The organism is Collinsella tanakaei (assembly GCF_021531055.1).
Classification (GTDB): Bacteria; Actinomycetota; Coriobacteriia; order Coriobacteriales; family Coriobacteriaceae; genus Collinsella; species Collinsella tanakaei_B.
The window spans coordinates 426,571-453,436 of sequence record NZ_JADYTL010000001.1; the positions used below are offsets into that span (position 1 = coordinate 426,571).

General features: G+C 66.1%; 23 protein-coding genes. All 23 read right to left on the reverse strand.

Annotation, left to right across the window (positions count from 1 at the left end; genetic code table 11):
* Positions 1-88: 88 nt before the first annotated feature.
* The 23 genes from I6E04_RS01870 to I6E04_RS01980 all read right to left on the reverse strand — a co-directional run bounded on the left by I6E04_RS01870 (position 89) and on the right by I6E04_RS01980 (position 26,668).
* Positions 89-748, reverse strand: coding sequence for a DivIVA domain-containing protein (locus tag I6E04_RS01870; protein ID WP_235421453.1), 660 nt, complete (start codon positions 746-748; stop codon positions 89-91).
* Between the two features lie 58 nt (positions 749-806).
* Entirely contained in the window at positions 807-1,079 is a 273-nt protein-coding gene (locus I6E04_RS01875) for a YggT family protein (protein WP_328225316.1), read from the reverse strand.
* 9 nt (positions 1,080-1,088) lie between these two features.
* The gene (sepF, locus tag I6E04_RS01880) at positions 1,089-1,808 is read right to left on the reverse strand and encodes a cell division protein SepF (RefSeq protein ID WP_235421454.1); all 720 of its coding nucleotides are present in this window, start codon (positions 1,806-1,808) and stop codon (positions 1,089-1,091) included.
* Between the two features lie 69 nt (positions 1,809-1,877).
* A complete protein-coding gene (locus I6E04_RS01885; RefSeq protein WP_235421455.1) occupies positions 1,878-2,612 on the reverse strand; it encodes a YggS family pyridoxal phosphate-dependent enzyme in 735 nt (244 codons plus the stop codon).
* 124 nt (positions 2,613-2,736) lie between these two features.
* Entirely contained in the window at positions 2,737-3,600 is an 864-nt protein-coding gene (locus I6E04_RS01890) for a phosphate signaling complex PhoU family protein (protein WP_235421456.1), read from the reverse strand.
* A 237-nt stretch (positions 3,601-3,837) separates the two neighbouring features.
* Positions 3,838-4,617: a polyphenol oxidase family protein gene (locus I6E04_RS01895; RefSeq protein ID WP_235421457.1), complete on the reverse strand. Its 780-nt coding sequence runs from the start codon at positions 4,615-4,617 to the stop codon at positions 3,838-3,840.
* A 208-nt stretch (positions 4,618-4,825) separates the two neighbouring features.
* Positions 4,826-5,950: a cell division protein FtsZ gene (gene ftsZ / locus I6E04_RS01900; RefSeq protein WP_235421458.1), complete on the reverse strand. Its 1,125-nt coding sequence runs from the start codon at positions 5,948-5,950 to the stop codon at positions 4,826-4,828.
* 230 nt (positions 5,951-6,180) lie between these two features.
* Positions 6,181-7,686: an FtsQ-type POTRA domain-containing protein gene (locus tag I6E04_RS01905; RefSeq protein ID WP_235421459.1), complete on the reverse strand. Its 1,506-nt coding sequence runs from the start codon at positions 7,684-7,686 to the stop codon at positions 6,181-6,183.
* Positions 7,643-8,554 (reverse strand): UDP-N-acetylmuramate dehydrogenase, encoded by a 912-nt coding sequence (murB, locus tag I6E04_RS01910; protein WP_235421460.1) that lies wholly within the window; start codon positions 8,552-8,554, stop codon positions 7,643-7,645. The genes I6E04_RS01905 and murB overlap by 44 nt, the downstream gene beginning before the upstream one ends.
* A gap of 15 nt (positions 8,555-8,569) precedes the next feature.
* Positions 8,570-9,991 (reverse strand): UDP-N-acetylmuramate--L-alanine ligase, encoded by a 1,422-nt coding sequence (gene murC / locus I6E04_RS01915; RefSeq protein WP_235421461.1) that lies wholly within the window; start codon positions 9,989-9,991, stop codon positions 8,570-8,572.
* 81 nt (positions 9,992-10,072) lie between these two features.
* On the reverse strand, positions 10,073-11,200 hold the full coding sequence (gene murG / locus I6E04_RS01920) for an undecaprenyldiphospho-muramoylpentapeptide beta-N-acetylglucosaminyltransferase (RefSeq protein ID WP_235421462.1): 1,128 nt from the start codon (positions 11,198-11,200) through the stop codon (positions 10,073-10,075).
* On the reverse strand, positions 11,190-12,773 hold the full coding sequence (ftsW, locus tag I6E04_RS01925; RefSeq protein WP_235421463.1) for a putative lipid II flippase FtsW: 1,584 nt from the start codon (positions 12,771-12,773) through the stop codon (positions 11,190-11,192). Before ftsW ends, murG begins: the two co-directional genes overlap by 11 nt.
* Positions 12,774-12,785: 12 nt before the next feature.
* Complete coding sequence (gene murD, locus I6E04_RS01930) at positions 12,786-14,192, reverse strand: UDP-N-acetylmuramoyl-L-alanine--D-glutamate ligase (protein WP_235421464.1); 1,407 nt, start codon at positions 14,190-14,192, stop codon at positions 12,786-12,788.
* 9 nt (positions 14,193-14,201) lie between these two features.
* Positions 14,202-15,233 (reverse strand): phospho-N-acetylmuramoyl-pentapeptide-transferase, encoded by a 1,032-nt coding sequence (gene mraY, locus I6E04_RS01935; protein ID WP_235421465.1) that lies wholly within the window; start codon positions 15,231-15,233, stop codon positions 14,202-14,204.
* Complete coding sequence (locus tag I6E04_RS01940; RefSeq protein ID WP_235421466.1) at positions 15,234-16,646, reverse strand: UDP-N-acetylmuramoyl-tripeptide--D-alanyl-D-alanine ligase; 1,413 nt, start codon at positions 16,644-16,646, stop codon at positions 15,234-15,236. It lies immediately after the preceding gene.
* 127 nt (positions 16,647-16,773) lie between these two features.
* A complete protein-coding gene (locus tag I6E04_RS01945; protein WP_235421467.1) occupies positions 16,774-18,552 on the reverse strand; it encodes a peptidoglycan D,D-transpeptidase FtsI family protein in 1,779 nt (592 codons plus the stop codon).
* A 24-nt stretch (positions 18,553-18,576) separates the two neighbouring features.
* On the reverse strand, positions 18,577-19,056 hold the full coding sequence (locus I6E04_RS01950; RefSeq protein ID WP_235421468.1) for a hypothetical protein: 480 nt from the start codon (positions 19,054-19,056) through the stop codon (positions 18,577-18,579).
* Positions 19,057-19,146: 90 nt separating this feature from the next.
* Positions 19,147-20,112 (reverse strand): 16S rRNA (cytosine(1402)-N(4))-methyltransferase RsmH, encoded by a 966-nt coding sequence (gene rsmH / locus I6E04_RS01955; RefSeq protein WP_268830256.1) that lies wholly within the window; start codon positions 20,110-20,112, stop codon positions 19,147-19,149.
* 23 nt (positions 20,113-20,135) lie between these two features.
* Entirely contained in the window at positions 20,136-20,570 is a 435-nt protein-coding gene (locus I6E04_RS01960) for a division/cell wall cluster transcriptional repressor MraZ (RefSeq protein WP_235421470.1), read from the reverse strand.
* Positions 20,571-21,089: 519 nt separating this feature from the next.
* The gene (gene xerD, locus I6E04_RS01965) at positions 21,090-22,022 is read right to left on the reverse strand and encodes a site-specific tyrosine recombinase XerD (protein WP_235421471.1); all 933 of its coding nucleotides are present in this window, start codon (positions 22,020-22,022) and stop codon (positions 21,090-21,092) included.
* A gap of 20 nt (positions 22,023-22,042) precedes the next feature.
* Positions 22,043-23,704 (reverse strand): CTP synthase, encoded by a 1,662-nt coding sequence (locus I6E04_RS01970; RefSeq protein WP_235421472.1) that lies wholly within the window; start codon positions 23,702-23,704, stop codon positions 22,043-22,045.
* Between the two features lie 238 nt (positions 23,705-23,942).
* A complete protein-coding gene (locus tag I6E04_RS01975) occupies positions 23,943-25,424 on the reverse strand; it encodes a DUF1846 domain-containing protein (protein WP_235421473.1) in 1,482 nt (493 codons plus the stop codon).
* 119 nt (positions 25,425-25,543) lie between these two features.
* Positions 25,544-26,668 carry an aminotransferase gene (locus I6E04_RS01980; RefSeq protein ID WP_235421474.1) on the reverse strand — a complete coding sequence of 375 codons (1,125 nt, stop codon included), beginning with the start codon at positions 26,666-26,668 and terminating at the stop codon, positions 25,544-25,546.
* Positions 26,669-26,866 lie beyond the last annotated feature (198 nt).

Genomic DNA, 26,866 nt, shown 5'->3' on the forward strand with positions numbered 1-26,866 from the left:
CGTCCGTCCGCATACCTCGCAAACCACACGGGCCCGAACCGCATGTGCGGTTCGGGCCCGTGGTCATCAACGGATGTCGTATGCGCGACTAGTCGAGATCGTCCATACCGAAGTTATCGATCGGCGCGAACGGATCGGCGACCGGCGCGGGCGTCGGCGCGGGAGCGGCGACGGGCGCAGGCTCGGCAGCGACCGGCGCAGCGGCGGAACCGCTCGGCGTGGAGCTCAGCAGGTCGTTGGGGAACGAGTTCTGCGCGTCGTCCATGAAGTGCTGGATGAGCTTGAGGTACTCGCTCTTGAACTCCTCGCGGGAAGCCTTGAGACGGTCGATCTCCTCGATCTCGGTCTGCTTCTCGGCGAGCGCCTGACGGATGACCTCGCGGGCCTTGGCGTCGGCCTCGTTGCGGATGCGGTCGGCGTTCTCGCGGGCCTCGGCGATGATGCTGTCGGCGGTCTGCTGGGCGGCGATGAGGGCGGCCGAGATCTGGCGCTCGGTCGCGCCGTAGTCGTTCGCGGGCGCGGGCGCCGGAGCGGGCGTCGCGGCAGGAGCGGCGGCGAGCTGGGCCTGGGTGTCGGCGAGCTGCTGCTCGGTCGCGGTCAGGCGGTTCTTCAGATCGACGATCTTGTTGAGCATCGCATCGACCTCGGCGGAAACCTGCTCGAGGAAGACATCGACCTCACCGGGATCGTAGCCGCGCTTGGCCTCGGAGAAGGTCTGCGCCTGGATGTCGGCCGGGGTGATAGCCATGTTCGTTCTCCTTTTCGTCACGCAGGCGCGACCGCTCAGTCGGCCCACCTATGCTATCTTACAAAATTATATTGAAGAGCAGTCGTTCTGCCAGATTCAACGCAATAAGCGCAATTACCGGCGAGAAATCGATGCCGCCGAACGGCGGGATGATGCGCCGGAACAGATTGAGATACGGACCGCACAGCCTGTCGAGGACCACCGCGACATCATAGGCGAAACCGCCCTGACGGATGGGGAACCAGCTGAACAGGCAGTAGACGACGATGAGGATCTGGTAGAAATCGACCAGCGTCGTGATGACTTGATAGACGGTGTATATGGGGATCAGTCTCCTCGGTTACTTGAGATAGCCGTCGGCGCGAAGCTTGGCCAGATCGGAATCCTTGACCTCGCAGCCCTGCGGCAGCACGATGAACACGCGGTCGCCGAGCTCCTTGACCGAAGCGCCCAGACCGCAGGCGAAGCCGTAGCTGAAGTCGAGGACGCGCTTGGCGATCTCGGTCCGGACACCCACGAAGATCAGGGCGACGGGCTGACGGGTGCGCACGCGGCGCACGACCGTCTCGACGTCGTCGTAGCTCTCGGGGCGCAGCACGTACATGGGCAGCTGCGGCGTGCCGTTCACGACCGAGCTGATATGTGAGACGGCCTCCGACGTGGTGGGTGCCGGCTGAGCCGCGGCATGACGACGGGACTCGGCATACGAGGAAGGCGTGTCATAGGCACCCGGGCGGTATGAGGGCGCATCGGCGCTGCGAGCGGGCGGATTGAAGGTCGTGGCATGTCGGTCGGCATCCCCCACCAGCTGACCGCTGCGGGTGTAGACGGCGACGGACTCGGCCTCGCCGCGGTGCGTCTGGCCGAGCACGCCATGACCGGAATCCTGCTGGTCGAACCCGTAGGAATCCGAACCGTACCCGCCGTGGGCGCCGTAATCGCCTGCGGGCTCGTCCTCGTAGTACTCGTCCTCGTAGCCCTCGTCGCCCTCATAGCCGTCCTGGTCGTACCCAGCTTGGCGCGCAGCGAACCTGTTTTTGATCTCTTCTAGGAAGTTCACGATCGTAACCTCTCTGCCCGTGGTGCGTGTAACGTGTGATTGGCGCAGGTCGGATAAGACCCGACGTAGCTATTGTAGTGCAAAAGCGGGGTCGAATACCACCCTGCCCAGCCGAACGATCGTCGAGCCCTCCTCGCACGCGACCTCGAAATCCTCGCTCATGCCGCACGACAGCTCACGAAGGCGCGCTCCCGTGCGCACCTCGAGCTCGTCGCGTAGATCGCGCAGGTCCGAGAACACCCGTCGGGCGACGTCCTTATCCCCCTGCGGAGCCATGGTCATAAGGCCCTTGATCGAAATGCCGGAAAGCTCCATAAGCTCCTCGACGCACGAGCGGACCTCGTCGGGCGCGAAGCCCGACTTGGACTCCTCCCCGCTCACGTTGACCTCGAGCAGCACGTCGACGGGACCGGCGAGCTCGCCGGTATCAATGCGTCGTTGAGCACGCGACGATACCGCCTGCGCCAGATGCAGCGAGCGGATGGAGTGGATGAGCGACGCGCGGCCCAAAACGGCGTTGATCTTATTGGTCTGCAGGTTGCCGATCATGTCGAACCTGACCGGTGCGACGTCGGGGCGCGCATTCAACTCGGCGAGCTTGCGCACAAGCTCCTGGGGCCTGTTCTCGCCGAAGGTGTCATAGCCCGCGCGAATCGCCGCGACCACCTCGTCGGTGCCCACGGTCTTGGAGACGGCGACGAGCGTCACGTCGTCCACGGTGCGGTCCGCGCGTGCGAGGGCGCGCGTGATGCGCTCGAGGATCTCCTCGCGACGGGCGGCGATCATATCTGCGTTGGTTTCCATCGGTGCTCTTTTCGACGTCGGTTCGAGCACCATGGTACCGCGAAAGCGCGACCCCGCGCATGCGGGACCGCGCTTTCGAAACAGGCGCTCCATAAAGCGCCGAAAGGCATGTGTTGCGAGCCGGCTACTCGGCGTCCTCCGCGGCCTCCTCATCGTCCTCGCCTGCCGCGGCGCGGGCGATAAGCGACCTCAGCTCCTCGCTCATCTCCTCGGCGGGGATGTCGGCGACATAGCGGGCATCGGACAGCGGCTGCAAGATCACGCCCTCACCGGAGGGGATGCGCAGGGCCTCGAGCTCGTCCTCATCGATCTCGGCGATATCGGCGATGCTCATGCGCTGGCCGGTGAGCAAAAACGTCAGCGTGCTCGTCGCGTCGATGGAGATCGAGGCGATACGGTCGAGATAGCGCGATACCATGATGGCGCGGCGCAGGTCGTCGTAGGACTCGTCGTCGGACAGCTCCACGGAGGACATGCGGTTGTACGCGCGGAAGAATTCCTCGTACAGCTCGTGCACGGTATCGTCCTGCACGAGCAGGTTGCGCATGACGCCCAGATCGTTGCACACGAGCACCGAGATGCACGTGCCCAGGATCCGGTAGACGTAGGACGCCTCCTGGTCGATGATCTCCACGAGCTCGGCGGGCAACTCGATATCGGAGTTGACCTTGTGCTTGGCGGCGCGGGCAAGGCGGCGCACCTTGTCGCACATGCGCTGGAGGTTGAACTCGATGTTGATGATCGTCTGCAGCAGACGGAAGTCGGAGGCGACCGGACCCTGGGTGGCGATCAGGTTGTAGCACACCGCCTCGAGGTTCGCGCAGCGGGCGTCGATCTGCAGGGTGCGGTTCTGTGCCTTGCTGGCGAGCTTCTTGTCGTCGGTCACGAACGCGCGGACGGCGTCGTGCAACGTCGTGTCGACCGCCGCGTAGATGGAGAGCATCTCGTGGCGTGCCTCGATAAGCTGACGTGTGAACATCTTGCGCATTGGTTCTCCAATCGTCGTCGCGGGCGGCATGCCCGTGCGCAGGGACATCCGGCAGCGGGTGCGCACGCGGCGCACCGGGACCCGGCGCGGACGGATAGCCCGCGACCATGGCCTCACCTAGTGTACCGACGCGATGTCAAGCGCTTGTAAAGGTTGCGCAGGAATCTGATTACATAGGCCCCGGTGCATGCCGGGTCGCACACGCGGTCGCCCACCGGGCCGTACGCGCGGACCGCGTCACCGCATGATGGCGACGGCGGCATGGCGCCCGCACGTACCGTGCTCGGCGCGGTAGGAGAAGAAGCGGTCGTTCATACGTATGGTCGACAGGCCGGCGTCGTCGATGGCCTCCTCGGGCACACCGACCTTTGCGAGCGCCTGCCGGATGCACGACGCCAGGTCGAGCAGCGAACCCGCGGCGTCGATTCCCGGGAAGCGCTCGGCGAAGCGCTGCATCAGGTCGCTCGACACCTCGTACTCATCACCCCGGATATGCGGCCCGATGTAGGCGCGGATCGACGACGCATCGGCTCCCGTGGTCTGCATCAGGATGCGGGCCGCCTTTGCCGAAATGCGCGCATACGTGCCCTTCCAACCCGAGTGGATCACGGCGAAGCCCTCGGGGCTCGCGAGCACGACCGGAACGCAGTCGGCATAGCACAGCATGACGGGAACGTCCGTCGCCGTGCACACGATGGCATCGGCCCCGCGGGCGATCTCGTCGCGGACCGCATCGAGCTGAGCGGGCTCGGACGACGTCACGACGGCGACATGGTCGCCGTGCACCTGGTTGGGCACGAGCAGGCGGCAGGCGACATCCTCGGCATCGAGGGCGGCAAGCACGCGCCGCCGGTTCTCCGCGACCGCCTGCGCGTCATCGCCCACGTGCGTGCCCAGGTTGAGCGAGGCGAACGGGGGCTGCGACACGCCACCGGTGCGCTCCGTGAAGGCGATCGTCACCGGCCCGCACGCATCTTGCACCAAGGTGACCGGCCCGTGCGATTTCCTCTCGAGCATACCCGCTCCTTTCCGTAAGGCCATACGCCCCTCAGTCTACCCACCGTGCGCTAATGTGCGTCAGACGTTTTTCACATACATACGCGAGCAATACGTCGGACACCATTTCACGCAAAACCGGTCGGCCTTGGCGGCGGAACGTCTTCAAACGAAAAAGGCGCCCCGGTCGTCGGGGCGCCTCCAAAGTCGTATCCGGTGCGCGGTCGCGTTAGAAGTTGCCGCGCTTGAGGAAGTCGGGCAGCTCGAACTGGTCGTTGCCGAAGTTGGGAACCTCGGTGCCGCCGATGTTGCGCGTCGGGGCACTCTGCTGCGCGGGCGCGGCGGGCTTGGGCTCGCTCTTGGAGGGCTGGCCGAACAGCTGGTCCTGACGGTTGACGTTGGCATCGGAGAAGCCGGTCGCGATGACGGTGATGCGCACCTGGTCGCCCAGGGACTCGTCGACGACGGTACCGAAGATGATGTTGGCCTCGGGATCGACGGCGTTGGCGACGAGGTCGGCAGCGTCGTTGATCTCCTGGATACCCAGGTCCTTGGAGCCGGCGATGGAGAGCAGGACGCGCGTGGCACCGTCGATGGAGCTCTCGAGCAGCGGGCTGGAGATGGCCTGCTGGGCGGCGTCGACCGCGCGGGTGTCGCCCGAAGCGGTGCCGATGCCCATCATGGCGGTACCGGCCTGCTTCATGATGGTCTTGACGTCCGCGAAGTCCAGGTTGATGATGCCCGGAACGGTGATGAGGTCGGTGATGCCCTGGGTGCCCTGGGACAGGACGGCGTCGGCCATGGCGAAGGCCTCGAGCATGGTCGTCTTCTTCTCGGCGATGTCGAGCAGCTTGTCGTTGGGGATGACGATCATGGTGTCGACGCACTCGGACAGGGTGTGGATACCCTCCTCGGCGGAAGCCTTGCGCTTGCGGCCCTCGAAGGTGAAGGGCTTGGTCACGACGGCGACCGTGAGCGCGCCCACGTCGTTCATGGCGATGTCGGCGACGATCGGAGCGGCGCCCGTACCGGTGCCGCCACCCTCGCCCGCGGTGATGAAGACCATGTCGGCACCGGCGAGCGCCTCGGCGATGTCGTCACGCGACTCGTCGGCGGCCTTGCGGCCGACCTCGGGGTTGGCGCCGGCGCCGAGGCCGCGCGTGAGGTCGGTGCCGATGTGCACCTTGATGTCCGCGTCGGAGATGGCGAGCGCCTGCGCATCGGTGTTGATGGCGACGAACTCGACGCCGCGGATGCCCTCCTCGATCATGCGGTTGACAGCGTTGGTGCCGCCACCGCCGACACCTACCACCTTGATGACGGCAAGGTAGTTGTTGATCTCGTTCTCGTGCATCTCTCGGTCCTCCGAACATCAGATGAGTCGCTTGACGGTTTTTCGACCATAACCCTCAAGTTGAGATTAAATGTCGAGGTAAACCGCGTTATCTTTGCACAATTCCGAGGTAGAAGTCAACTTTGGCATCTACTAATTGTGGAATTCGCAGGTAAAGCACCAAACCGTTCGCCGACCGTCAAGCGGTCGGATGCGAACACCCCCGACACCGCCCGCCGCCACGACACACGCTACGAGATGTCGGCGCTCCTGAACGAATAGGCGTCGGCCACGCGGACGTTGATGTAGGTCACCCCGGACTCCTGCTCGATCAGGCGACGGATGACCTGCTCTTTTTGCTGGATATCCTCGGGCTCGCCCAACGAGACCTCGACGCCCGACGTCAGGTTCGCCGAAATCGCCTCGACCGACGGCAGCGAGAGATCCTTGATCATCGCCAGGAACTCGGGCGTGAAGCCATGGATGTACTCGAGTCCCGCGCGGATGACCTCGTCGTCGACCGGCTTGCCCGCCGAGGGCGAGACGTCGGCGTTCACATCGGTGAGCAGCACGGCATCGTTGTCGAGCGCGACCTGATAGGCGGCCTCGAGACCGGAGCTCGTCGCGACATCCTGCGCGTCGTCCCCTTCCCCATCGCCGTCTTCGCCCGTGCCGTCGTCCGTGCCGTCGGTGATTTCCCCATCGACCGAATCCTCGTCCGAGGTCCCGTCGCCATCGGTGCCATCAGCCTCGTCATCGGCCGCGGAATCCTGCTGGACGGCGACGGACAGCGGGGCGATCCAGGCATCATCGTCACCGATCGCCCACGCGACGTCATCGGCGACGATATAGGCGATGGCGGCCACGTCGCGCTCGACGGGCTTGACGGTGATGGTATGCGGGAATTCCCGTTCGATCGAGACGCTTTCGACCCATGGATTCTCCAACAGGCGCGAGGCGATCTGGTCCTCGTCGACGTTGAGCAGGGTGGCGCCCTCGGGGAGGTCGACGAGCTGCTCGGCGGTTTGCTGGGGAATATGGTCGCTGCCCTCGACCACGACGTCGACCACGGCGAACAGGCTGGAGTTCACGACGACCACGGCGGAGATGCCCACCAACACCGCCACGGAGATCACGGAGATGAGGATCAGCCGCACGATGCCGAACGCCTGGATCCGTTCGCGCAGGCTCGCGGTCGCGCGGATGCGCGACGGCGCCTGCGGATGCGGCGTGGTCTTGGGAGCCTGGGCGTCTGATCTCGAGCGCGTGGGCAACGCGAAGCGGAATGCACCGGAAGCCGCTTTCCGCGAGGGCGCGCTCGCCTTGGCTCGCCCGATCGAGGAAAGATTCGGCGCGGCGGACTTCTGCGCGGAACGCGTCGGCTTGGCGGCGGGCGCCTGCGAGCGAACCTGCTTGGCAACCTGCTTGGTCGACACCGAGGACGCCTTGCGCGCCGTCGGGGTCACGCGGGGTTTGCCCACGGCACGCGTCGCCGTCGAGGCGGTCGTGCGCTTGGCGGCACGGCTCGTCGATTTGGCGGATTTCGCCGAGGAGGCCCGCAGGGAGGCGGCCTTCTTGGTGGGCGCGGTATACGTGCGGACGCGCGAGGCCGACGGCGCCGCGGCACGCGACGGCGCCGATGCCGAAGCCACGCGGGGCGCGGGAGTGGCAGCGCGCTTGGCGCCGGTAGAGCGGCGGAAGGTCGGCTTCCGGTTAGAAGCCGAGGAATTTGACTTCCGGCTGGAGCTCGACGCCATACGTTTCCTTAACCTGCTCGTATACGTGTTGGATGACTGAAACCACATCCTGCGCGGACGCGGTACCGTTGTTCACGATAAAGTTAGCGTGAATCGGGGAGACTTCCGCCCCGCCGACCGAAAAACCCTTCAATCCGCATTCCTCGACCATAGCTCCCACACTTCTTCCTGCGGGATTGCGGAACACCGAGCCGCAGCACGCCGAACCGACCGGCTGGGTCCTGCGACGTCGGACGAGGTAGCGTTCCATCTTGGCGCGGATATCGGTCTTCTCGGCCGGACGCAGGCGAAGGGTCGCCTCGAGGATGATCTCGTCTTTGGGAATGCCGCTTTCGCGGTACGCCCACAGCAGCTCATCGTGGCGATAGTGCCGCATCCCCCCGCCGGGCTTGAGCGTCACGACATCCTCGATAAGCTCGCCGATCCACTCCGTGCGCGTCCCCGCGTTCATGGAGACCGCGCCGCCCACCGTACCGGGGATACCCACGGCGAACTCGAGACCAGACAGGCCGCGGGACAGGGCGTCGTTGACGAGCCGCGCCAGGATGACACCCGCCCCGACGGTCATGGTCACGCCGTCCTCGGCGAGTACCGAACGTTGGAACTCGCGCCCGAGCGTGATCACGGCACCACGGTAGCCCTCGTCCGCGACGAGGAGGTTCGACCCCTTTCCGATGATGACCCAGGGAACCTGCTCGCGCGTGAGCACATCGATCGCGCGGCGCAGCGCATGATAGCTATGGCAGATCAAGAACAGCGAGGCACGACCGCCGATACGGTAGCTCGTATGGCGCGCCAGCCGCTCGTCCTCGATCAACTCGGTGTCGATGGCGCCCGAAAGGGACATCACCGCGTTGAACAGACCCATCGTGCAGCCAGCCCGTCAGCGAGCCTCGGCGACGTGCTCGAGGTACTCGGGACCGACCTGCGTGATGTCGCCGGCACCCATGGTGATCAGCAGGTCGCCGGCGGACGCCTCGGCGTCGAGGCGCTGCATCAGCGACGCGCGATCGGGCGCGTAGAAGACGCGGACCTCGGGATGGCGGCTTTTGACCAGGTCGGCGAGCATCTTGCTCGTGACACCCGGGATCGGCATCTCGCCGGCGGGGAACACGTCGATCAGCACGAGCACGTCGGCCATCGACAGCGAATCGGCGAAATCGTCGGCGAGCGCCTGCAGGCGCGAATAACGGTGAGGCTGGAAGACGACGATCAGCTTGTCGAAATCGAGCGTGCGGGCGGCAGAGAGCGTCGCCGCGATCTCGGTCGGATGATGGCCGTAATCGTCGACGAGCGTCACGCCGCGGGCATCGCCCACGTGCGTGAAGCGACGACGGACGCCCTCGAAGGTCGACAGCGCGCGGGCGGCATCCTCGGTGTCGAGACCCTCGACCCATGCGACCGCCAGCGACGCCGCGGCGTTGAGCATGTTGTGGCGGCCCGGGTTGCTCTGCAGGGTGACGCGGCGCACCTGGCCGTCGGGAAGCTTGGCATCGAAGACCGTCGAGACCGAGCGGCTCATCGCGACCGGCGTGCAGACGACGTCGCAGCGCTCGTCGAATCCGTAGGTGATAACGCGGCGGCCGGTGGAGCGGGCGAGCTCGACGAGATGCTCGGACTCGCCGCACACGATGACCGCGCCGGCATCGCCGACGAGATCCATGAACTTGGCGAAGGTCTCCTCGATCTCCTCGATACCCGAATAGTGATCGAGATGGTCGGCCTCGACGTTGGTGACGACGGCGACCGTGGGCTCGAGGTACAAAAACGAACCGTCGGACTCATCGGCCTCGGCGACGAAGAACGTGCCCGAGCCGTTGCGACCGTTCGTGTCGTATCCCTCGACGATGCCGCCGATCAGGAAGCTCGGATCGAGCCCCATGCGGTCGAGCATGGTGGCGCACATGGAGGACGTCGTGGTCTTGCCGTGCGTACCGGCGACGGCAATCGTGGTGTAGCCGTGTCCGAGGGCGGAGAGCATCTTGGCGCGCGGCCAGACGGGGATGCCGAGCTCGCGCGCACGGACGACCTCGGGATTGGTATCGGGGATCGCCGTCGAGACGACGACGACATCGGGGCGTACCTCGTCGATGGTGTTCGCCTCGTGGCCCACGCGCACATCGACGCCGGCGCGGGTGAGCTGGCGGATATAGCGCGAGGTCTTGAGGTCCGAGCCCGACACGGCGTACCCGCGCTCATGCAAGACGAGCGCGATACCGCTCATGCCGGCGCCGCCGATACCTATGAAATGAGCGCGCGAGAAGGGCTGCGCCTCCTGGGCGGTCTGAGTCTGATCCTGTTCCATGGTCTCCCCTTGAGACAGACGATGTACCTTCACCAACCCTTAACTCTAGCGCAAACCCGACGCATGCGCTGAGAATGCCGATTATACGCGCAAACCCTCTATCGCATCGGCAAGATGAGCGGCGGCCTTGTCCTGCGCCAGCCCGCGGGCGGCCTCGCGCATGCGCTCGCGTGCCGCCGGATCGTCGAGAAGCCCGAGCAGCTGCGCGGCGAAGGCGTCCTCGTCGATCTGCGCATCGGGGCACGTGATCGCGGCTCCGGCGTCGACGAGCAGACGGGCGTTGGTCGTCTGATGGTCGGCGGTCGCCAAGGGATAGGGCACGAGGACCGATGGGACGGCGAGCGCCGCGATCTCGGCGACCGAGGACGCGCCGGAGCGCGACAGCACCAAGTCGGCGGCGGCGAGCATGTCGCCCATATCCTCAATGTACGGTTGAACACGATAGCGCTCGCGCTCCGCATCGGTCAGCGCGAGGGCATCGCGCGTCGCCTCGAAATCGTCGGCTCCGGTGGAATGGACGACGTACACGTCCGGACGCGCGAGGAGCTGCTCTTTGAGCTCGCACATGCGCTGGTTGATGTGATGGGCGCCGAGGGAGCCGCCGAACACGAGCAGCATCGTCGCGTCCGCGGGCACACCTACCGACGCACGACCGCGCGCACGGTCGCCCGCCAGCACGGAGCGACGGACGGGGTTGCCGGTGAACTCGATCTTCGTGGCGGCGCCCGCATGCTTCTCGAACACGGCGCGCACCGCGGGCTGCGCGATCGCGATCAGCGAGGCGCTCTTGGCGGACTGCTTGTTGGCAAGCCCCGGCACCGAATTCTGCTCGTGCAAAACGACAGGGATCTTCAGGCGGGCCGCGGCGCGCATGAGGGGAAGCTCGACGTAGGCGCCGAAGCCGACCGCCACATCGGGGCGCAGCTCGGGATCGGAGCGGAACGCCGAGGCGAGACGGCGCTCCTCGTGGGCCAGATGCGCGAGCGCGGTGGCGAGCGTCCAGGGACGCGCGCGGTCGAAGCCCGTCACGTGCACGGGGAAGAAGTCGAACCCGGCCTGGGGTACGAGCTTGCCCTCCAGGCGCCTGGTCTCGCCGAAGAAGCGCACCGTATGGCCGCGGGCATCGAGCTCCTCAGCCAAGGCGAGCGCGGGGTTCACGTGCCCGGCGGTACCGCCGGCGGCAATCGCCACGGAAAGCTTATCGGTCATAGCGATCCCTTCTCGAACGCGGACGACGCGAGCGGTCGCCTCGCGAGGTGGTGCCGCCGCGCAAGCGGTCGGCGGCATCGCCGTGCAAATCGATTCGCCCATAGGGCCCCTCATGGCGCCTGTAGGGGCGGGAGGTCTCACGCGGGGTCTCCCGTGTCGACCCGCCATGCGCCCCATCGTACACGGAAAAGCCCTCGCGCGACGCCGACGACGGGCCGGACGCGGGCGAGCGGCGCACACGGACGCGGCCCGCGGTCGACCGACCGACATGGCTCGAGCCTTCGTCGTCGCGCGACATGACCGCGAAGGTCTCGCGCCGGGCGCCGATCGACGTGTTGTGTCCGCTCTCGATCGACACGCGCAGGATGAGACCGGCCAGGATCATCGACGCGAGCATGGACGATCCGCCATAGGAGATGAACGGCAGCGTCTTGCCCGTCATGGGGGCAAGACTCAAGATGCCGGCAGCGTTGACCAGGAACTGGACCGCTAAGATGATCGCGCACCCCTGCGCGACGAGACGTGAGAACGGGGAATCCGCCTGCTCGGCGATCTTGAACGCACTCCAGATCATGACGAAGAACACGGCAAGGAAGATAGCGGTGCCGAAAAAGCCGACCTCCTCGCCGATGATCGCGAGGATGTAGTCGTTGTGCGCCTCGGGCAGGTACATGTACTTCATCGTGGAGTTGCCGATCCCGCGGCCGAACAGCCCACCCGACGCGAAGGCCATGATGGCGAGCGTCGCCTGGTAGCCCGCGCCGTACTGGTCGGCCCACGGGTCCGTGAAGACCGTAAAGCGCTGCATACGGTAGGGGGCGACCACCATGAGTCCCACGAACGCCACGAGCAGGAGGCCGAACAGGCCGATGACGAGCCGCATGGAAAGCCCCGACAGGAAGGCCATGGCGAACACCGTCATGCCGATGATGATCACCGTGCCGAGGTCGGGCTGGAGCCCGATGAAGAACAGCGGGATCAGCACCGCGGCGGCAAGCCGGACGACGAAGGGGTCCCGGTCGATCGACTGCTCGATATAGAACGCCGACAGCAGCTTCGCCGCGACCAGGATCATGGCGGGCTTCATGAACTCGGAGGGCTGCAGCGTGAAGAATCCCAAATCGATCCAACGACGGGCACCGCCGCCGATGGCGCCCATCGCACTGACCGCGACGAGCAGGAAGAGCACGATACCCCAGCACACCCAGGAGCCGTTGTCGCGAAGGAACTTCCAAAGGTTCCGCCAACGGGCGATGACGACGATGGTGACAGCACCGAGAAGCGCGAAGGCCGCCTGGCGGAACAGGTAGTGCGTCGGCGCGAGATCGTCGCTTTGCGCCTCGACTGCCGAGGCCGAATAGACCATGAGCAGGCCGAAGGAGACGATGGCGATGAGGCACACGAGGAAGGTGAGGCGCGGCTTCATGATGCGCGCGGGCACCCCGGCGATCAGGCGCTCCCCCGTCCCCTGCCCGCGCGACGAGCGCGAACGTCGACGGGAGTCCGCACCGGATGGGACCCCGGCCGCAGACGATGCATCCCGCGTCGCGCGCATGGCGCGTTGATATGCCATGGCCGCTCCCCTTTACGCCTGCGTCGCCGCGCCGCGGCGCAGCTCGTCGAGATAGGCCTTGTATGCGCGGCCGCGCTCCTCGAAGCCCGAGAACTCATCGAACGACGAGCACGCCGGCGACAGCAGGATCACATCGCCGCGCGATGCGAGCGTGCGGGCGACGTCGACGGCATCGCGCAGGTCGTCGGCCTCGGCGATATCGACCTCGCCGGAGCGGTCGGCATCCTCGATCGCCCGACGGAAGCGGCCGCGGGCCTCGCCGTAGCACACGACGGCGCGGACGCGCGGGCACACGTAGGCGGCGAACCCCTCGAGGGGCGTACCCTTGTCGTGGCCGCCCAGCAGCAAGATCACGTCGTCATCGGCGAATGCGGTGAGCGCTTTCTCGACGGCATCGGTGTTGGTCGCCTTCGAATCGTTGTAGTAGCGCACGCCGTCGATCTCGCCGCAGGGCTCCATACGGTGCTCGAGCGCGTGGAAGCTCGTGAGCCCCGCCGTCACGGCCTGCGGATCGGCGCCGCAGAACAGCGCCGCGGCGGAGGCGGCGAGCGCGTTGAGCACGTTGTGGTCACCCGAGATAGCCAGATCATCGACGCGCGCGAGCACATGCTCGGCACCGGCGAGCCTGACTGTGAGCGAACCGTCGCGCACGAAGGCGGCGTCGTCGGTACCCGCGTCGTCAAGCCCCAGCGAGCACACGCGCCGGTCGGACGTGAAGATGCGGTCGGCATACGCCATGATGCCCTCATCCTCGACGTCCACGATGATCAGATCGTCGCGATCCATGTTGGCGAACAGGCCGATCTTCGCCAACGCGTAGTTCTCGTGGGTGCGATGCCACGCGAGATGGTCGGGCGTGATGTTCATGAGGATCGCCACGCGCGGATGGAGCTCGCGCGTCGTGGCGAGTTGATAGCTCGAAAGCTCGGCGACGAACCACGAGCCCGGTCCGAACCGGTCGACCTCGTCGATCGTCGGACGTCCGATGTTGCCGACCGCGACGCTGTCCATACCGGCGCGGCGCAGCAGATGGTCGGTGAGCGACGTCGTGGTGGTCTTGCCGTTCGTTCCCGTGATGGCGCACCACGAGCACGTCGACAGCCTCCAGGCGAACTCGGGCTCCCCCATGATATCGGCAGCATGGTCACGCGCCGACGCGAAGAAATCGGAGAACTCCGAGATGCCGGGACTCGCCACGCACACGTCGAAGGAGCCCTCGACGCGCTCGGTGCCATAGACGAACCGCACGCCGGCCTCCTCGAGCGCGCGCGTCGCATCCGTCGGCGAGGCGGACGCGCCCGCGTAGACGGTGATGGAGCTGACGCGGTCGGGCGTATGGCGCAGTCCCCATGACACGACGTCGAGTCCCGTGGACCCGCAGCCGAGCACGAGCAGCGAGAAGGTTTGCGGTAACGGCATGGATGATCACTATCCCAGCTGGAAGAACAGGGCCAATCCGAGGGCACCGAAGGCGGCGGCGATGATCCAGAAGCGGATGACCACCTTGGTCTCGGCCCAACCCATCTTCTCGAAATGATGATGGATGGGGGCCATGAGGAACACGCGCTTGCCGGTGAGCTTGAAGCTCGCCACCTGGACCATGACCGACAGCGTCTCGATGATGAACAGGCCGCCGATGATCAGCGAGGCGACCTCGCTGTTGGTCATGACGGCCATGCAAGCGAAGCCGGCGCCGAGGGCAAGCGACCCCGTGTCGCCCATGAAGATGCTCGCGGGGTAGCAGTTGAACCACAGAAAGCCGATGCAGGCGCCCGCGCAGGCAGCGCTGAAGATCGCCAGGTTGGAGTCGCCGCGCACGAACGCGATCGCCGCCATGACGAGCATGGCGATCATCGAGGTGCCGCCGGCGAGACCGTCCAGGCCGTCGGTCAGGTTGACGGCGTTGGACAGACCCACGATGAGCAGCCACGTGAAGATCAGGTACAGCCAGGGGATGTAGTACGCGCGGTCGCCGATCTCGAAGACGGTCATCAGCACGGACAGGTCGATGGTGAAGCCGCCCGGGAAGCGGACCTGCGGCGACACGCCGCACAGGTTGACGGCGAACATGCAGAACGTGACGCAGATCAGCGTGAGGCCGATCATCTTGGCGTGGGGCGTGAGGCCGAGCGAGCGGCCGTGCGTGACGCTGGTCATGTCATCGATCAGGCCGAGCAGGCCGGTGGCGACCGTGGCGCCGACCACCAGGATGAGCTCGACGGTGATGTCGGCCATGAGCAGGCAGGTCAGCACCATCGCGACGAGGATGACCACGCCGCCCATGGTGGGCGTGCCCTGCTTGACGAGATGGCGCTGGGGGCCGTCGGCGCGCACCTGCTGGCCGATACCCTCGTGCTTGAGGATGCGGATCCAAAACGGCATGAGGAACGCGGCGATGATCGCCGAGATACCCAGGGCGAGAAACGTCTGATACGTCGGGTACAGGGGATTGCCGAACATCTAGCACACCTCTTCCACGAAACGGTCGAGTCCGACGAAACGGGACCCCTTGACCAAGACCAGGTCACCGGACCGAAGGTCACCCGCCACGCGCCCGATCACGGCATCCGTGTCGGCGGCGAGCATCACGCGCTCCTCGGGCATGCCCATGAGACGGGCGGCGTCGGCCATCTCGCGCGCGTTATCGGCTCCGACGCACACGAGCAGATCGAGGTCCTTGGCGGCGGCGTACGAGCCGCACAGCGCATGGAGCTGCGCGCCCGCATCGCCGAGCTCCCCCATCTCGCCGAGGACGGCCATGCGACGCCCGCTCGCCGGCAGGGCGCACAGCAGGTTGAGGGCGGCGGCCACGGACTCGGGCGCGGCGTTGTAGGAGTCGTCGAGCACGCGGGCGCCGCAGGCGGCGTCGCGCACCTGGGCGCGACGGCCCGTGATCTTGAGCTTGCCGAGCTGCTCGTCGATCTTGCGCGGCTCGACGCCGAGCCTATGGGCGAGCGCGGCGGCGAACAGGGCGTTCACCACGGACTGGGAGCCGAGGATCGAGAGCTTGGTGTCGATGGTCGAGCCGTCCTCGAAGGTGATGGACACATGCGGGCACCCGTACTCGTCGAGCACCGCTGCGCCTGCACGGACGTCATCGGTGTCGGACACGCCGCACCGGATGACCTCGATGCCGGCGGGCTCGGCGAACGTCTCGGAAATGAACGGCGTGAAATCGTCCTCGCCGTTCAGGACGAGCAGCGACCCGGGGCGCATACCGGCCAGGATCTCGGCCTTGGCGCGGGCGATGTTCTCGCGGCTGCCCAGAAAGCCGATGTGCGAGGTACCGATCTTGGTGATCACGGCGTAGTCGGGCTCGGCGCAGCGCGACAGCTGCTCGATCTGGCCGAAGCCGTCCATGCCCATCTCGAGCACCAGGACCTCGGTGTCGCGCGGGGCGGACAGGATCGTGAGCGGCATGCCGATCAGGTTGTTGAAGTTGCCCTGCGTGACATGCACGCGATAGCGGCACGACAGGAGCTGGGCGAGCGAGTCCTTCGTCGTGGTCTTGCCGATCGAGCCGGTCACGCCGATGACCGTGCAGTCCAGGCCCTTGCGCCAGACGTGCGCGAGGCGCAACATGAACTCGGTGGGGTCCTCGCAGACGAGCACGGCGGCACCGAGCTCGGCGGCGAGCGCGGACACGTCGGGCTCGGGCGTGCGGGTCATGACGACGCAGCCCGCACCTGCGCGCAGGGCCTTCTCGGCGAAATCGTTGCCGTCCACGCGCTCACCGGGAAACGCGACGAATATCGAATCGGTGTCGACAAGGCGGGAGTCGATCACGCAGCCGCGACAGACGCGCTCGGGGTCGCCGGCAAGCAGCGCGGCGCCCGTAACCTCCCCCAGATCCCTGACTCTCATCTCAATCATGCATAGCTCCTTATACGGCCGTTCATGCCGACGTTTTATTGTAGCGCGCCCCCGTGGCCGAATCGTGCAGGCCATGTGGACGTGCCCGCCGGGCGCGACCGGGCGCGACGCGTCGCCGACCGTGCGCCTAGCGATCCGGACGGATACCGAGCGCTTGGAGCGACGCCTCCATGACGGCGGCGAACGGCGGAGCGGCGACCGAGGAGTTGTACGCCGTGCCGTCGAGCGTGACGTACACCTGCACCGCCGGGTCGCTCGTCGGTGCGAAGCCCATGAACGACGACATGTAGCTGTCCTCCTGGTAGCCTCCCGACTCGTCGGCGCGCTGCGCGGTACCCGTCTTGCCCGAGACCTCGTAGCCCTCGACCTGACCGCCCGAACCGGTACCCTCGTCGACGACCGTGAGCATCATGTCGGCGACCGCCGCCGCGGCGTCGGCCGAGATGACGCGCGTCTCCTTATCGGACCAGTCGAGCTCCTCACCCTGACGCGACCTCAGGAAATGCGGTGTCGTCATGACGCCGCCGTTCGAGATCGCCGTCATCGCGCGCGCGATCCTGATGGGCGCGACCGAAAGCGACTGGCCGAACGACATGGCCGCCACGCTCGCGCCATCGTATTCATCCCTCGTCTTGACGATACCGGCGTTCTCGCCCGGGTAGTCGACACCCGAGGACGAATCGATCCCGTAGGCATCGAGGTAGCGGGCGAACTCGTCGGCGCCCATCTGCTCGCCGATCAAGATCATGCCGGTGTTCGAGGAGCGCCGCATGATCTCGCGGACCGTCATGTCCATGGTGTAGTCGCGCTCATCGACGTCGGTCACGCCGTCGTCGCCGGCCATGACGACCGGCGGGACCGTGAAGGTCGTCTCGGTGTCGACGACCCCCATATCGATGGCGGCGCCGCACACGAGCGCCTTGAACACGCTGCCCGGCTCGTAGGCGTCGGTGACCACGCGCAGGTTCATGTCCTCGGTCCGCGCGCTGGCAAGGTCGGTTTGGCTGTAGCTCGGATACGAGCAGGCGGCGAGGATCTCGCCGGTCGCGGGCTCGGTGACCAGGATCGAGCCATAGTGCGCACCGCTGTCCTCGACCGCCTCGGCGAGCGCTGCCTCGGCGGCCTGCTGGATGTTGACGTCGAGCGTGAGCACGAGATCCGAACCGTCCTGCGCGTCCTGTTTGCTGTACGCGCCGCCCGCGATGTAGGAGCCGTCCGCCGCGTGCTCGCGTACGATCCAGCCGTCGGTGCCGTGCAGGTCCTCCTCATATTGCAGCTCAAGACCCGTGATGCCCACGTTATCGGTACCCACCACGCCGAGAACCTGCGAGGCGACGTTACCGTACGGATAGACGCGCCGGGTCGCCGACTCGTACTCGATGCCGGTGAGCTCGGTTGCCATCAGCTCGTTGGCGGTATCGGTGTCCACCTGGCGCTTCACGTACACCCACGTCGAATCCTGCTTCGCCGCGTCGCGCGCCTCCGCGCGCTCCACGCCCAGATACTCCACGAGTGCGTCGACCACCTTGTCCACATCCGCGATCGCCTGCGGGTTCAACGCGATGTTGTAGCAATCCTCGCTCGTCGCGAGCACGTTGCCGTTTCGGTCGTAGAAGGTTCCGCGGCGCGCATGGATCGGCGTGTTGAACTCGCGCCGGTCGCTCAGACGCTCCATGTTGATGCCGTGATAGAAGATGTCATGCTGCGCGAGCTTGAAAACGCAGGCGCCGAATCCGGCCGCGAGCACGCCTTTCACGAAGGCGCGGCGACCGAGCAGCTCCGGCTCCCCGCCCCCGGAAGGGGTGGAGCCGCGGCGGCGCGGCGGGCGCGATGCGGAGGAATCGCGCCGCGGGCGCGCAGGGCGCCCACGGCGGGGATCTCCATCTCTGTATCGGTTATCGGGCATGATGCCGTGCGCCTTCGGTGCGCGCTACTGCGCGTCGGCAGCGGTCGCGTCGGCGGTATCCGCCGGCGAGGCGTCGGACAGATCGATGGTCACGTCGCGCTCGGAATCGACCATGCCGAACGAGGACGAGGCGATGTCGCGGATGCGCGTGGGCGAGCTGAACACCGAGCGCATGACCTCGAGGTTCGCGCTCTCATCGCGGCCCTCGTCGAGGGATTCGGACAGCTCGGCGTTCGCATTCAAGGTCGAGGCGGTCGCCGTCAGGATCGCGACACGGGCGACGCCCACGGTCACGAACAGGGCGATGAGCACGCAGAACACCTTGAGCACATGGACGAACGCGGGGCTGACGGCTTGGTCGGCCTTGCGGCCCTCGCCGGCGACGACCTCCAGGTTCGGACGGGTCGCCGCCCGCTCGCGCGGGTCGACGTAGGGCTGCGCCGGTGCGGCGGAGAAGGGCTGCACATCATAAGCGAGTGCTGCGTTTGATTGACGATATGCCATGATGTGCGACCCCATCCCCATCAGGAGTAGTGCGTTTAAAGTACGGTTAGGTCCGCCTGCGCATCCGGGGCCGAGATGCGGGCGACGACCTTACCGTCGTTGCGCCACGCGGATCTTAGCCGAGCGGGCACGCGGGTTGCGTTCGACCTCTTGGGCCGTCGCGACCAGCGGTTTGCGGGTGATGATCTTGAGTGCCGGCACGTGTCCGCACACGCACACCGGGATATCCGGCGGGCAGGTGCAGCCCTGTGCGTGCTCCTGGAAGATGTGCTTGACGATGCGGTCCTCGAGCGAGTGGTACGAGATGACGCAGATGCGCCCTCCCGGGTTCACCCAGCGGATCGCCGCCTCCAGCCCCCGCTCCAGCACATCGAGCTCATGGTTGACCTCGATGCGGATCGCCTGGAAGCTCTTGCGGGCGGGATGCCCTCCATGGCGGCGCGCCGCGGCGGGGATGCCCGCCTTGACGGCCTCCACGAGATCGCCCGTGGTGGTGAGGGGTTTCTCCTGGCGCCTGCGCACGATCTGACGTGCGATCTGGCCGGCGAACTTCTCCTCACCGTACACGCGTAGAATCCGGGCGAGGTCTGCTTCGATATAGGTGTTCACGACCTCAGCTGCGTTTAAGGTGTTATTACCCGGATCCATCCGCATATCGAGTGGGGCGTCCTCGTGATACGAGAAGCCCCTTCCAGGGATATCGAGCTGTGGGCTCGAGACGCCCAGATCGAACAGGAAGCCGTCCACACCGGGGACCTGGGCCGAACATAACAGGTCGTCCAAGTCGCCGAAGTTCCCCTTGAGGAGCTTGCGCGGCGTATCGGGAGCCTCGACGTCCAGCCGCGCGTGCGCGGCCGAAAGCGCCATGTCGTCCTGATCGATGCCGATCAGAAGTCCCGTCTCCCCTACGGCCGCCGCCAACTTCACCGAGTGGCCGGCGCCGCCGAGCGTGCAGTCGCACGCGACGGAGCCCTGCGAAAGATCGAGCTGCTCGAGCACTTCCGCGAGCATGACAGGTTCATGCCGGTATTCAGGTATCAACGTTCCCTCGGTCATATACGGATCCCCCTAGCTGAGCGTTACGAGAAGAACAGGTCCATGAGCTCGTCCTCGGCCTCGGTCTGCATCCGGTTCCAGGTCTCGCGATCCCAGATCTCCAGATGGTCGGTGTTACCGACGACCGTGACCTCGCGCTCGAGATGCTTCTTGGAACGGAAGCTCTCGGGCAAGGCGATGCGGTTGGCGGAGTCGATCTCCGCCGGCGTCGCCATCGCGTTGAGAAGACGCATGAGCTTCTGATCTTTCGGGTTGCGACGATCGAAGCCATGCTCCTGCTTCTCGAACAGGCTCATGACCCATGCCTCGTACTGATCCTCGGGGAACACGTACACGGCCTCGACATCGGGGGCGGGCAGGATGCGCACACGGCTCGCGAGATCGTCGCGAAGGGCGGCGGGCAGGGACAGACGACCTTTGGCATCGAGATTGCGCTCGAACGATCCGGTCAGTATCACTGCTGCGCCCCTCCTCTCGGCTTCTCGGTGGGCTGGTGCGCGGGGAGCCACCCCGCCTGTCGACGCTTCCTATCTTATGGACTTTCCTCCCCTGCCGCAACATTTTTTCCCACTTTCTCCCCCAACGGGTCCCACGCACCCACCACCGTATGGACAGTACGGTCAGCATGCTGTCGAAGCCGACACAACATGTTGTGTTTGAGCACGGATGGTCTACCACCGGTCGCGCGGCACGCCGGTTTTTCAACCTTCAAGCTGAGGTTGAACCGATTTGCATGAGCGGTGATGCGATTGTGACGAAACAAAGAACCCGCAGCTCAACGCGGTGGGAGAAAATGGGAAGCCTCTGAGCTGCGGTTTTATGGGTTGGCTATGGGTTGTAGGCTGGTTGGGGACGTGTTCGTTTCAACCCATTGCGGTCGGTATGAATGGGTTGAGGGGAACACGTCCCCAACCAGCCTGGTCCCCAACCAACCCGTGATCGTGCTCCTTGGGAGCGCACCCCTCCAGCTGCCCCTATCAGGCGCGGGGATGCGCGGCGAGATAGACCTCGCGCAGCTGCGTGCGGTCCACGTGGGTGTAGATCTGCGTCGTCGAGATGCTCGCGTGGCCCAAGATCTCCTGCAGCACGCGCAGATCCGCGCCGCCGGCGAGCATATGGGTCGCAAAGGAGTGACGCAGCGTATGCGGATGGAGTCCCTCGATCCCGACGAGGCGGCCGTAGCGTTCGACCAGCGTGTGGACGGACTGACGAGAGATCCTACCTCCACGGGCATTGAGGAAGACCGCCGCGGGCATGCTGGCGCGGGCGTGCGACGCCAAGCGCATGCGCGCACCCTCCAGGTACTCCCGAAGCGCACGCGCGGCCGTGCCGGTGATGGGAACGAGCCGCTCCTTGGAACCCTTGCCCCGTACGCGCAGGAACTCCTCGTCGAGGAAGACGTCCCCGGTATCCAACCCGGTGAGCTCGCTCACGCGCACGCCGCAGCCGTAGAGCACCTCGAGGATCGCATGGTCGCGCACGCCGGTATCGGTCGGCGGGAATGTCTGGTCGAGCAGGGCGGAGACCGCCGCGATCGACAGGCTGTCGGGCAGGTGCTCGTCGGTGCGCGCGAAGCCGATGCCCGTCGTCGGGGTCGCATGGGAGATCCCCTCGCGCGCCAGGAACCGATGCATGCCCTTGATCGCCGACAGCGTCCGGTTGACCGAGCTCGCCGCGTATCCCCCGTCGTGCCGTTCCGCGATGAACGCCTCGATGTCGCCACGCGAGATACGCTCGGGGTCGTCGATCCCGCGCTCGGCGAGAAAGGCGACGTAGACATCCAAGTCGCGTCGATACGCGGCGAGCGTGTTGGCGGCAAGGCCGCGCTCCACCGACAGATGCGCCAAGTACTCATCACGGCAGCGCTCGAGCGTGGACGCAGGACGGTTGTTCGTCATCGAGGCGCTCATGCGAATCGTTCACATCCCGCCTAGCACGCGACGGGATTGACGGGGTTCACCTCGGTGCGCTGCGCCCCCTCGTGTCGCGCGATCGCGGCACGGACGAATTCGCGGAACAGCGGCTGGGGCTTGGTGGGACGGCTCTTGAACTCGGGATGGGCCTGCGTCGCCACGAACCAGGGGTGGATGTCGTCGGACAACTCGACCATCTCGACCAGACTTCCGTCGGGACTCACGCCCGAGATGACGAGCCCGGCGCGCTCGAGCTCCTCGCGATAGGCGTTGTTGAACTCGAAGCGGTGGCGATGGCGCTCGTAGACGAGCTCCTCGCCGTACGCCTCGCGCGCGAGCGTGCCGGCCGCGAGCTTGCACGGATAGGCGCCCAGGCGCATCGTGCCGCCCTTCTCGGTCACGTCCTCCTGCGAATCCATGAGGTCGATGACCGGATGCGGGCCATCCGGATCGAATTCCGTCGAGCTCGCGTCCGCGAGGCCGGCGACGTTGCGGGCGAACTCGCAGACGGCGACCTGCATGCCCAGGCACAGCCCCAGGTACGGGATCTTGTGCTCGCGGGCGAAACGCGCCGCGCAGATCTTGCCGTCGAAAGCGCGCTTGCCGAAACCGCCGGGCACGAGAATGCCCGAGGCATCCGCGAGCGTGGCATCCACGTTGGCGGAGCTCAGGCTCTCGCCGTCGACGAGCTGGACGTCCACGTGACGGTCGTAGTGGATACCGGCATGGCGCAGGGCCTCGATCACCGACAGGTAGGCGTCGGGAAGCTGCGTGTACTTGCCCACCACACAGATCTTGACACGGTCGGCGTGCTGGTTGGCATGGTCCTGCTTGTGCAGGAAGCCGTACCAGTCCTCCATGTGGCGCTCGCGCGGCTCGAGCCCCAGACGCTCGAGGACGCGCACGTCGAAGTCCTGCTCGGCGAGCAGGCGCGGCACGTCGTAGATCGAGGCGCAGTCCTCGTTGGTGAACACGCAGTCCTCGTCGACGTCGGTGAAGCTCGCGATCTTGGCGCGGATGGCGTCGTCGATCTCGTGGTCGCTGCGCAGCACGATGATGTCGGGCTGGATGCCGAAGCTACGCAGTTCCTTGACGGAATGCTGGGTCGGCTTGGTCTTGACCTCATGGGCGGCGGCGATGTAGGGCACGAGCGACACGTGGATGTAGCAGACGTTCTCGGGACCCGCGTCCTTGCGGTACTGGCGGATCGCCTCGACGAACGGCTGGCTCTCGATGTCGCCGATGGTGCCGCCGAGCTCGGTGATGACCACGTCGGCGCCGGTCTGCTCCTCGATGCGGCGGAACTTGTCCTTGATGGCGTTGGTGACGTGCGGGATCACCTGGACGGTGCCGCCGAGGAAGTCGCCACGGCGTTCGCGCTTGATGAGGCTGCGGTAGATCGCACCGGTCGTGAAGTTAGAATCGCGCGTGAGGTTCTCGTCGATGAAGCGCTCGTAGTGGCCGAGATCGAGATCGGATTCGTAGCCGTCCTCGGTCACGAAGACCTCGCCATGTTGAAACGGGCTCATGGTGCCCGGGTCGACGTTGAGATACGGATCGGCCTTCTGCATGGTGACCTTGTATCCCCGGCTCTTGAGCAGCCTGCCGAGCGAGGCGGCCGTGATGCCCTTGCCCAGCGAGGAGACGACGCCGCCGGTTACGAAGATGTGTTTGGTCATAAGGTTGTACCTGAGCTTTCCCGTCGAAGTTCCACTGTCTTCACGGGTCTCCATTGTACGTCAGACGCGCGGGCCCGGCGGCGGGTCTTTTTCTCGTAACAATCGAGGGGCCCGCCGGCGGCCATCGCAGCCGGGCGTCGGGACGCCCCGGGCCGGGAAAATGGGGACAGGTGCACATTTCCCAGTCCTGGGAAATGTGCACCTGTCCCCATTTTCCCGGACTCCCCGGTCCGCGACGCTACTTGTGATACATGCCCGAGCGCTCGTACTTGGGCTCGCAGCACACGTTGATGCCGAGCTTGCGGTAGAGCTCCTCGTCGCTCGACGAGATGATGACCGAGAAGAACGCGTCGCAGCCGCGCAGCTTCTTCAGGCCCTCGAGCACGCGAGCGGCGACCTCGCTGGTCGCCGAGGTGATGGACAGGGCGATGAGCGTCTCGTCCGGATGCAGGCGCGGGTTCACGCTGCCCAGACGATGGGTCTTGAGGCGCTGGATGGGCTCGATCGCGTCGTCGCTGATGACCTCGAGCTCCATATCGACACCGGTCACGGCCTTGAGCGCGTTCATGAGCAGCGAGCTCGCCGCACCGAGACGCGTCGAGGTCTTGCCCGTCACCACCACGTCGTCGGGCAGCACCATCGCGCCGGCGGGCGCTCCGGTCATCTCCTCCTTGAGCAGGGCGGCGGAACGCGCCGGCGAGTAGTCCTTGGTGACGCCGGCCTTCTTCATGATGCTGCGCAGGCGATCGACCTGCTCGGCGCCGGCACCGGTGCGCTTGACCTGCTCGGCCGCCGTGAAGTAGCGGCGCACGATCTCCATCTTAGCCGCCTCGCGGCACGCCTCGTCGTCCACGATGGCGTAGCCGGCCATGTTGACGCCCATGTCGGTGGGACTCTGATAGGGGCTCTCCCCCATGATCTTCTCCATGAGCGACTTGACCACGGGGAACGCCTCGACATCGCGGTTGTAGTTCACCGTCGTCTTCCCGTACGCCTCCAGATGGAACGGGTCGATGATGTTGGAATCGTCCAGGTCGACCGTGGCGGCCTCGTAGGCGATGTTCACGGGATGCGACAGCGGGAGATTCCAGATCGGGAACGTCTCGAACTTGGCGTAGCCGGCGGCGATGCCGCGCTTGTGCTCGTGGTAGAGCTGGGACAGGCAGGTGGCGAGCTTGCCCGAGCCGGGGCCGGGCGCGGTCACGACTACGAGCGGACGCGAGGTCTCGATGTAGTCGTTCTTACCGTAGCCCTCATCCGAGACGACCAGGTCGATATCGTGCGGATACCCCTCGATGGGATAGTGCAGGTAGCAGGTGATCCCGAGCGTCTCGAGGCGTCGGCGGAAGGCGTCGGCGGCAGCCTGGCCGGCGTACTGGGTGAGCACCACGGAGCTCACGAGGAAGCCGTAGCCGCGGAAGATGTCGGTGAGGCGCAGCACGTCCTCGTCGTAGGTGATACCCAAATCGCTGCGCGCGCGGTTCTTCTCGATGTCGCCGGCGTTGATGGCGATGACGATCTCGACGTCGTCGGACAGGCTCTTGAGCATGCGGAACTTGCTGTCGGGCTCGAAGCCGGGCAGCACGCGGCTGGCGTGGTAGTCGTCGAACAGCTTGCCACCGAACTCGAGGTAGAGCTTGCCGCCGAACTGCGCGATGCGCTCCTTGATGTGCTCCGCCTGCATACTGATGTACGTATCGTTATCGAACCCCTGACGCATGGGCGAGCTCCTCTCGAACGGCGCGCAAGCCGAATCAACCTATCGACCGACTCAGTATAGACGAGCGGAGACGGCAAGGTCCGCGATGCGACAAAAACATCAGGGCGAAATATCGCGCCTCAGCGGTCGAAGTCCGCGAGTGCCTCCCCGAGGCGCCTCAGCCCCTCGCGCAGCACATCCGGGCGAGCGCAGTAACCCAGCCGGGCGCCGCATGGAAGCCCGAAGCGGCTCCCCGGCACGAGCAGCACGCCATACTCCTCCAGCAGGCGCAGGCAGAACGTCTCGTCATCCACCGGGATGTCCAGCTCGATATAGGAGGTCGACACACCCCGGGGCGCGACCCAACTCACCCGCGGCTGCCCGTCGATCCACGACTGGACCGTCGCGCGGTTGGAAAGCACCAGCGCACGGTTGCGCGCGAGCACGGCATCGCGATGCGCGAGCACGTAGGTGGCGAGCGCGTCGTTCGCGACACCTCCCGAGATCATCGTGTAATCGCGCAGCGTGCGGATCGCGCCGGACACCTCGTCGTCCGCGATGACCCACCCGATGCGCGCCCCGGGCACGGAGTAGGTCTTGGACACCGAGTCGGTCACGATGGCGCGGTCGTAGATATCTGCCATCGATCGATACCCCACCTGCTCGTCGAGCGGCAGGTAGACCTCGTCGCACAAAACGTATGCCCCGACCGAGGCGGCGATCTGGGCGATGCGGCCGAGCATGTCGGCGTCCATCACGGCGCCCGTCGGGTTCGCCGCGTTGTTGATGCAGATGAGCCTCGTGTCACGCCGCACCAGGCGCTCGAGCTCGTCGATGTCGGGAAGCCAGCCGAGCTCGCGGCGCACCGTCCAGTGCTCGACGTCGGCCCCGAGCGCGCGCGGGATCTCGTAGAGGGGCGCGTAGGTCGGCCACTCGGCGATCACGTGGTCGCCGGGGCGCACCACCGCCAGAAGCGCGTTCAGGTTCGCACCGGTGCAGCCGTTGGTCTGAAGGATCCGGCGCGGGTCGATCTCGTGCTCGTAGAGCGTCTGGACCTCGGCCTTGAAGGCAGGCGACCCCTCGATCCATCCGTAGCTTTGGGGTTCGCGCGCCAGGCGCTCGATAAGCTCCGCACCGTCCCGACCGTCCAGCTCCCGCAGCTCGTCGGGCGTGAGCGAGGCGATCGTCGACTGAGCGATGTCCCAGGCCGCATCGCGCTCATGAACGTTCAGCCAATCCTCGACACCGATGACGTCGAACTCCATGGCATGTCCTTTCCGAAAGCTGTCGAACCCCGATTCCGCCGGGCATTCCCACATGCACATTGTCGCACGCAGACGCGACGCCCATAACGTCCCGGGACGAAAACGCGTCCGACCCGATTTCACGCCAGGGCCCCGATACGAAAGCGCCCCCTCCCGCGCACGGAACGGGAGGGGGCAGAAAGGTAGGTCCTCACCGGC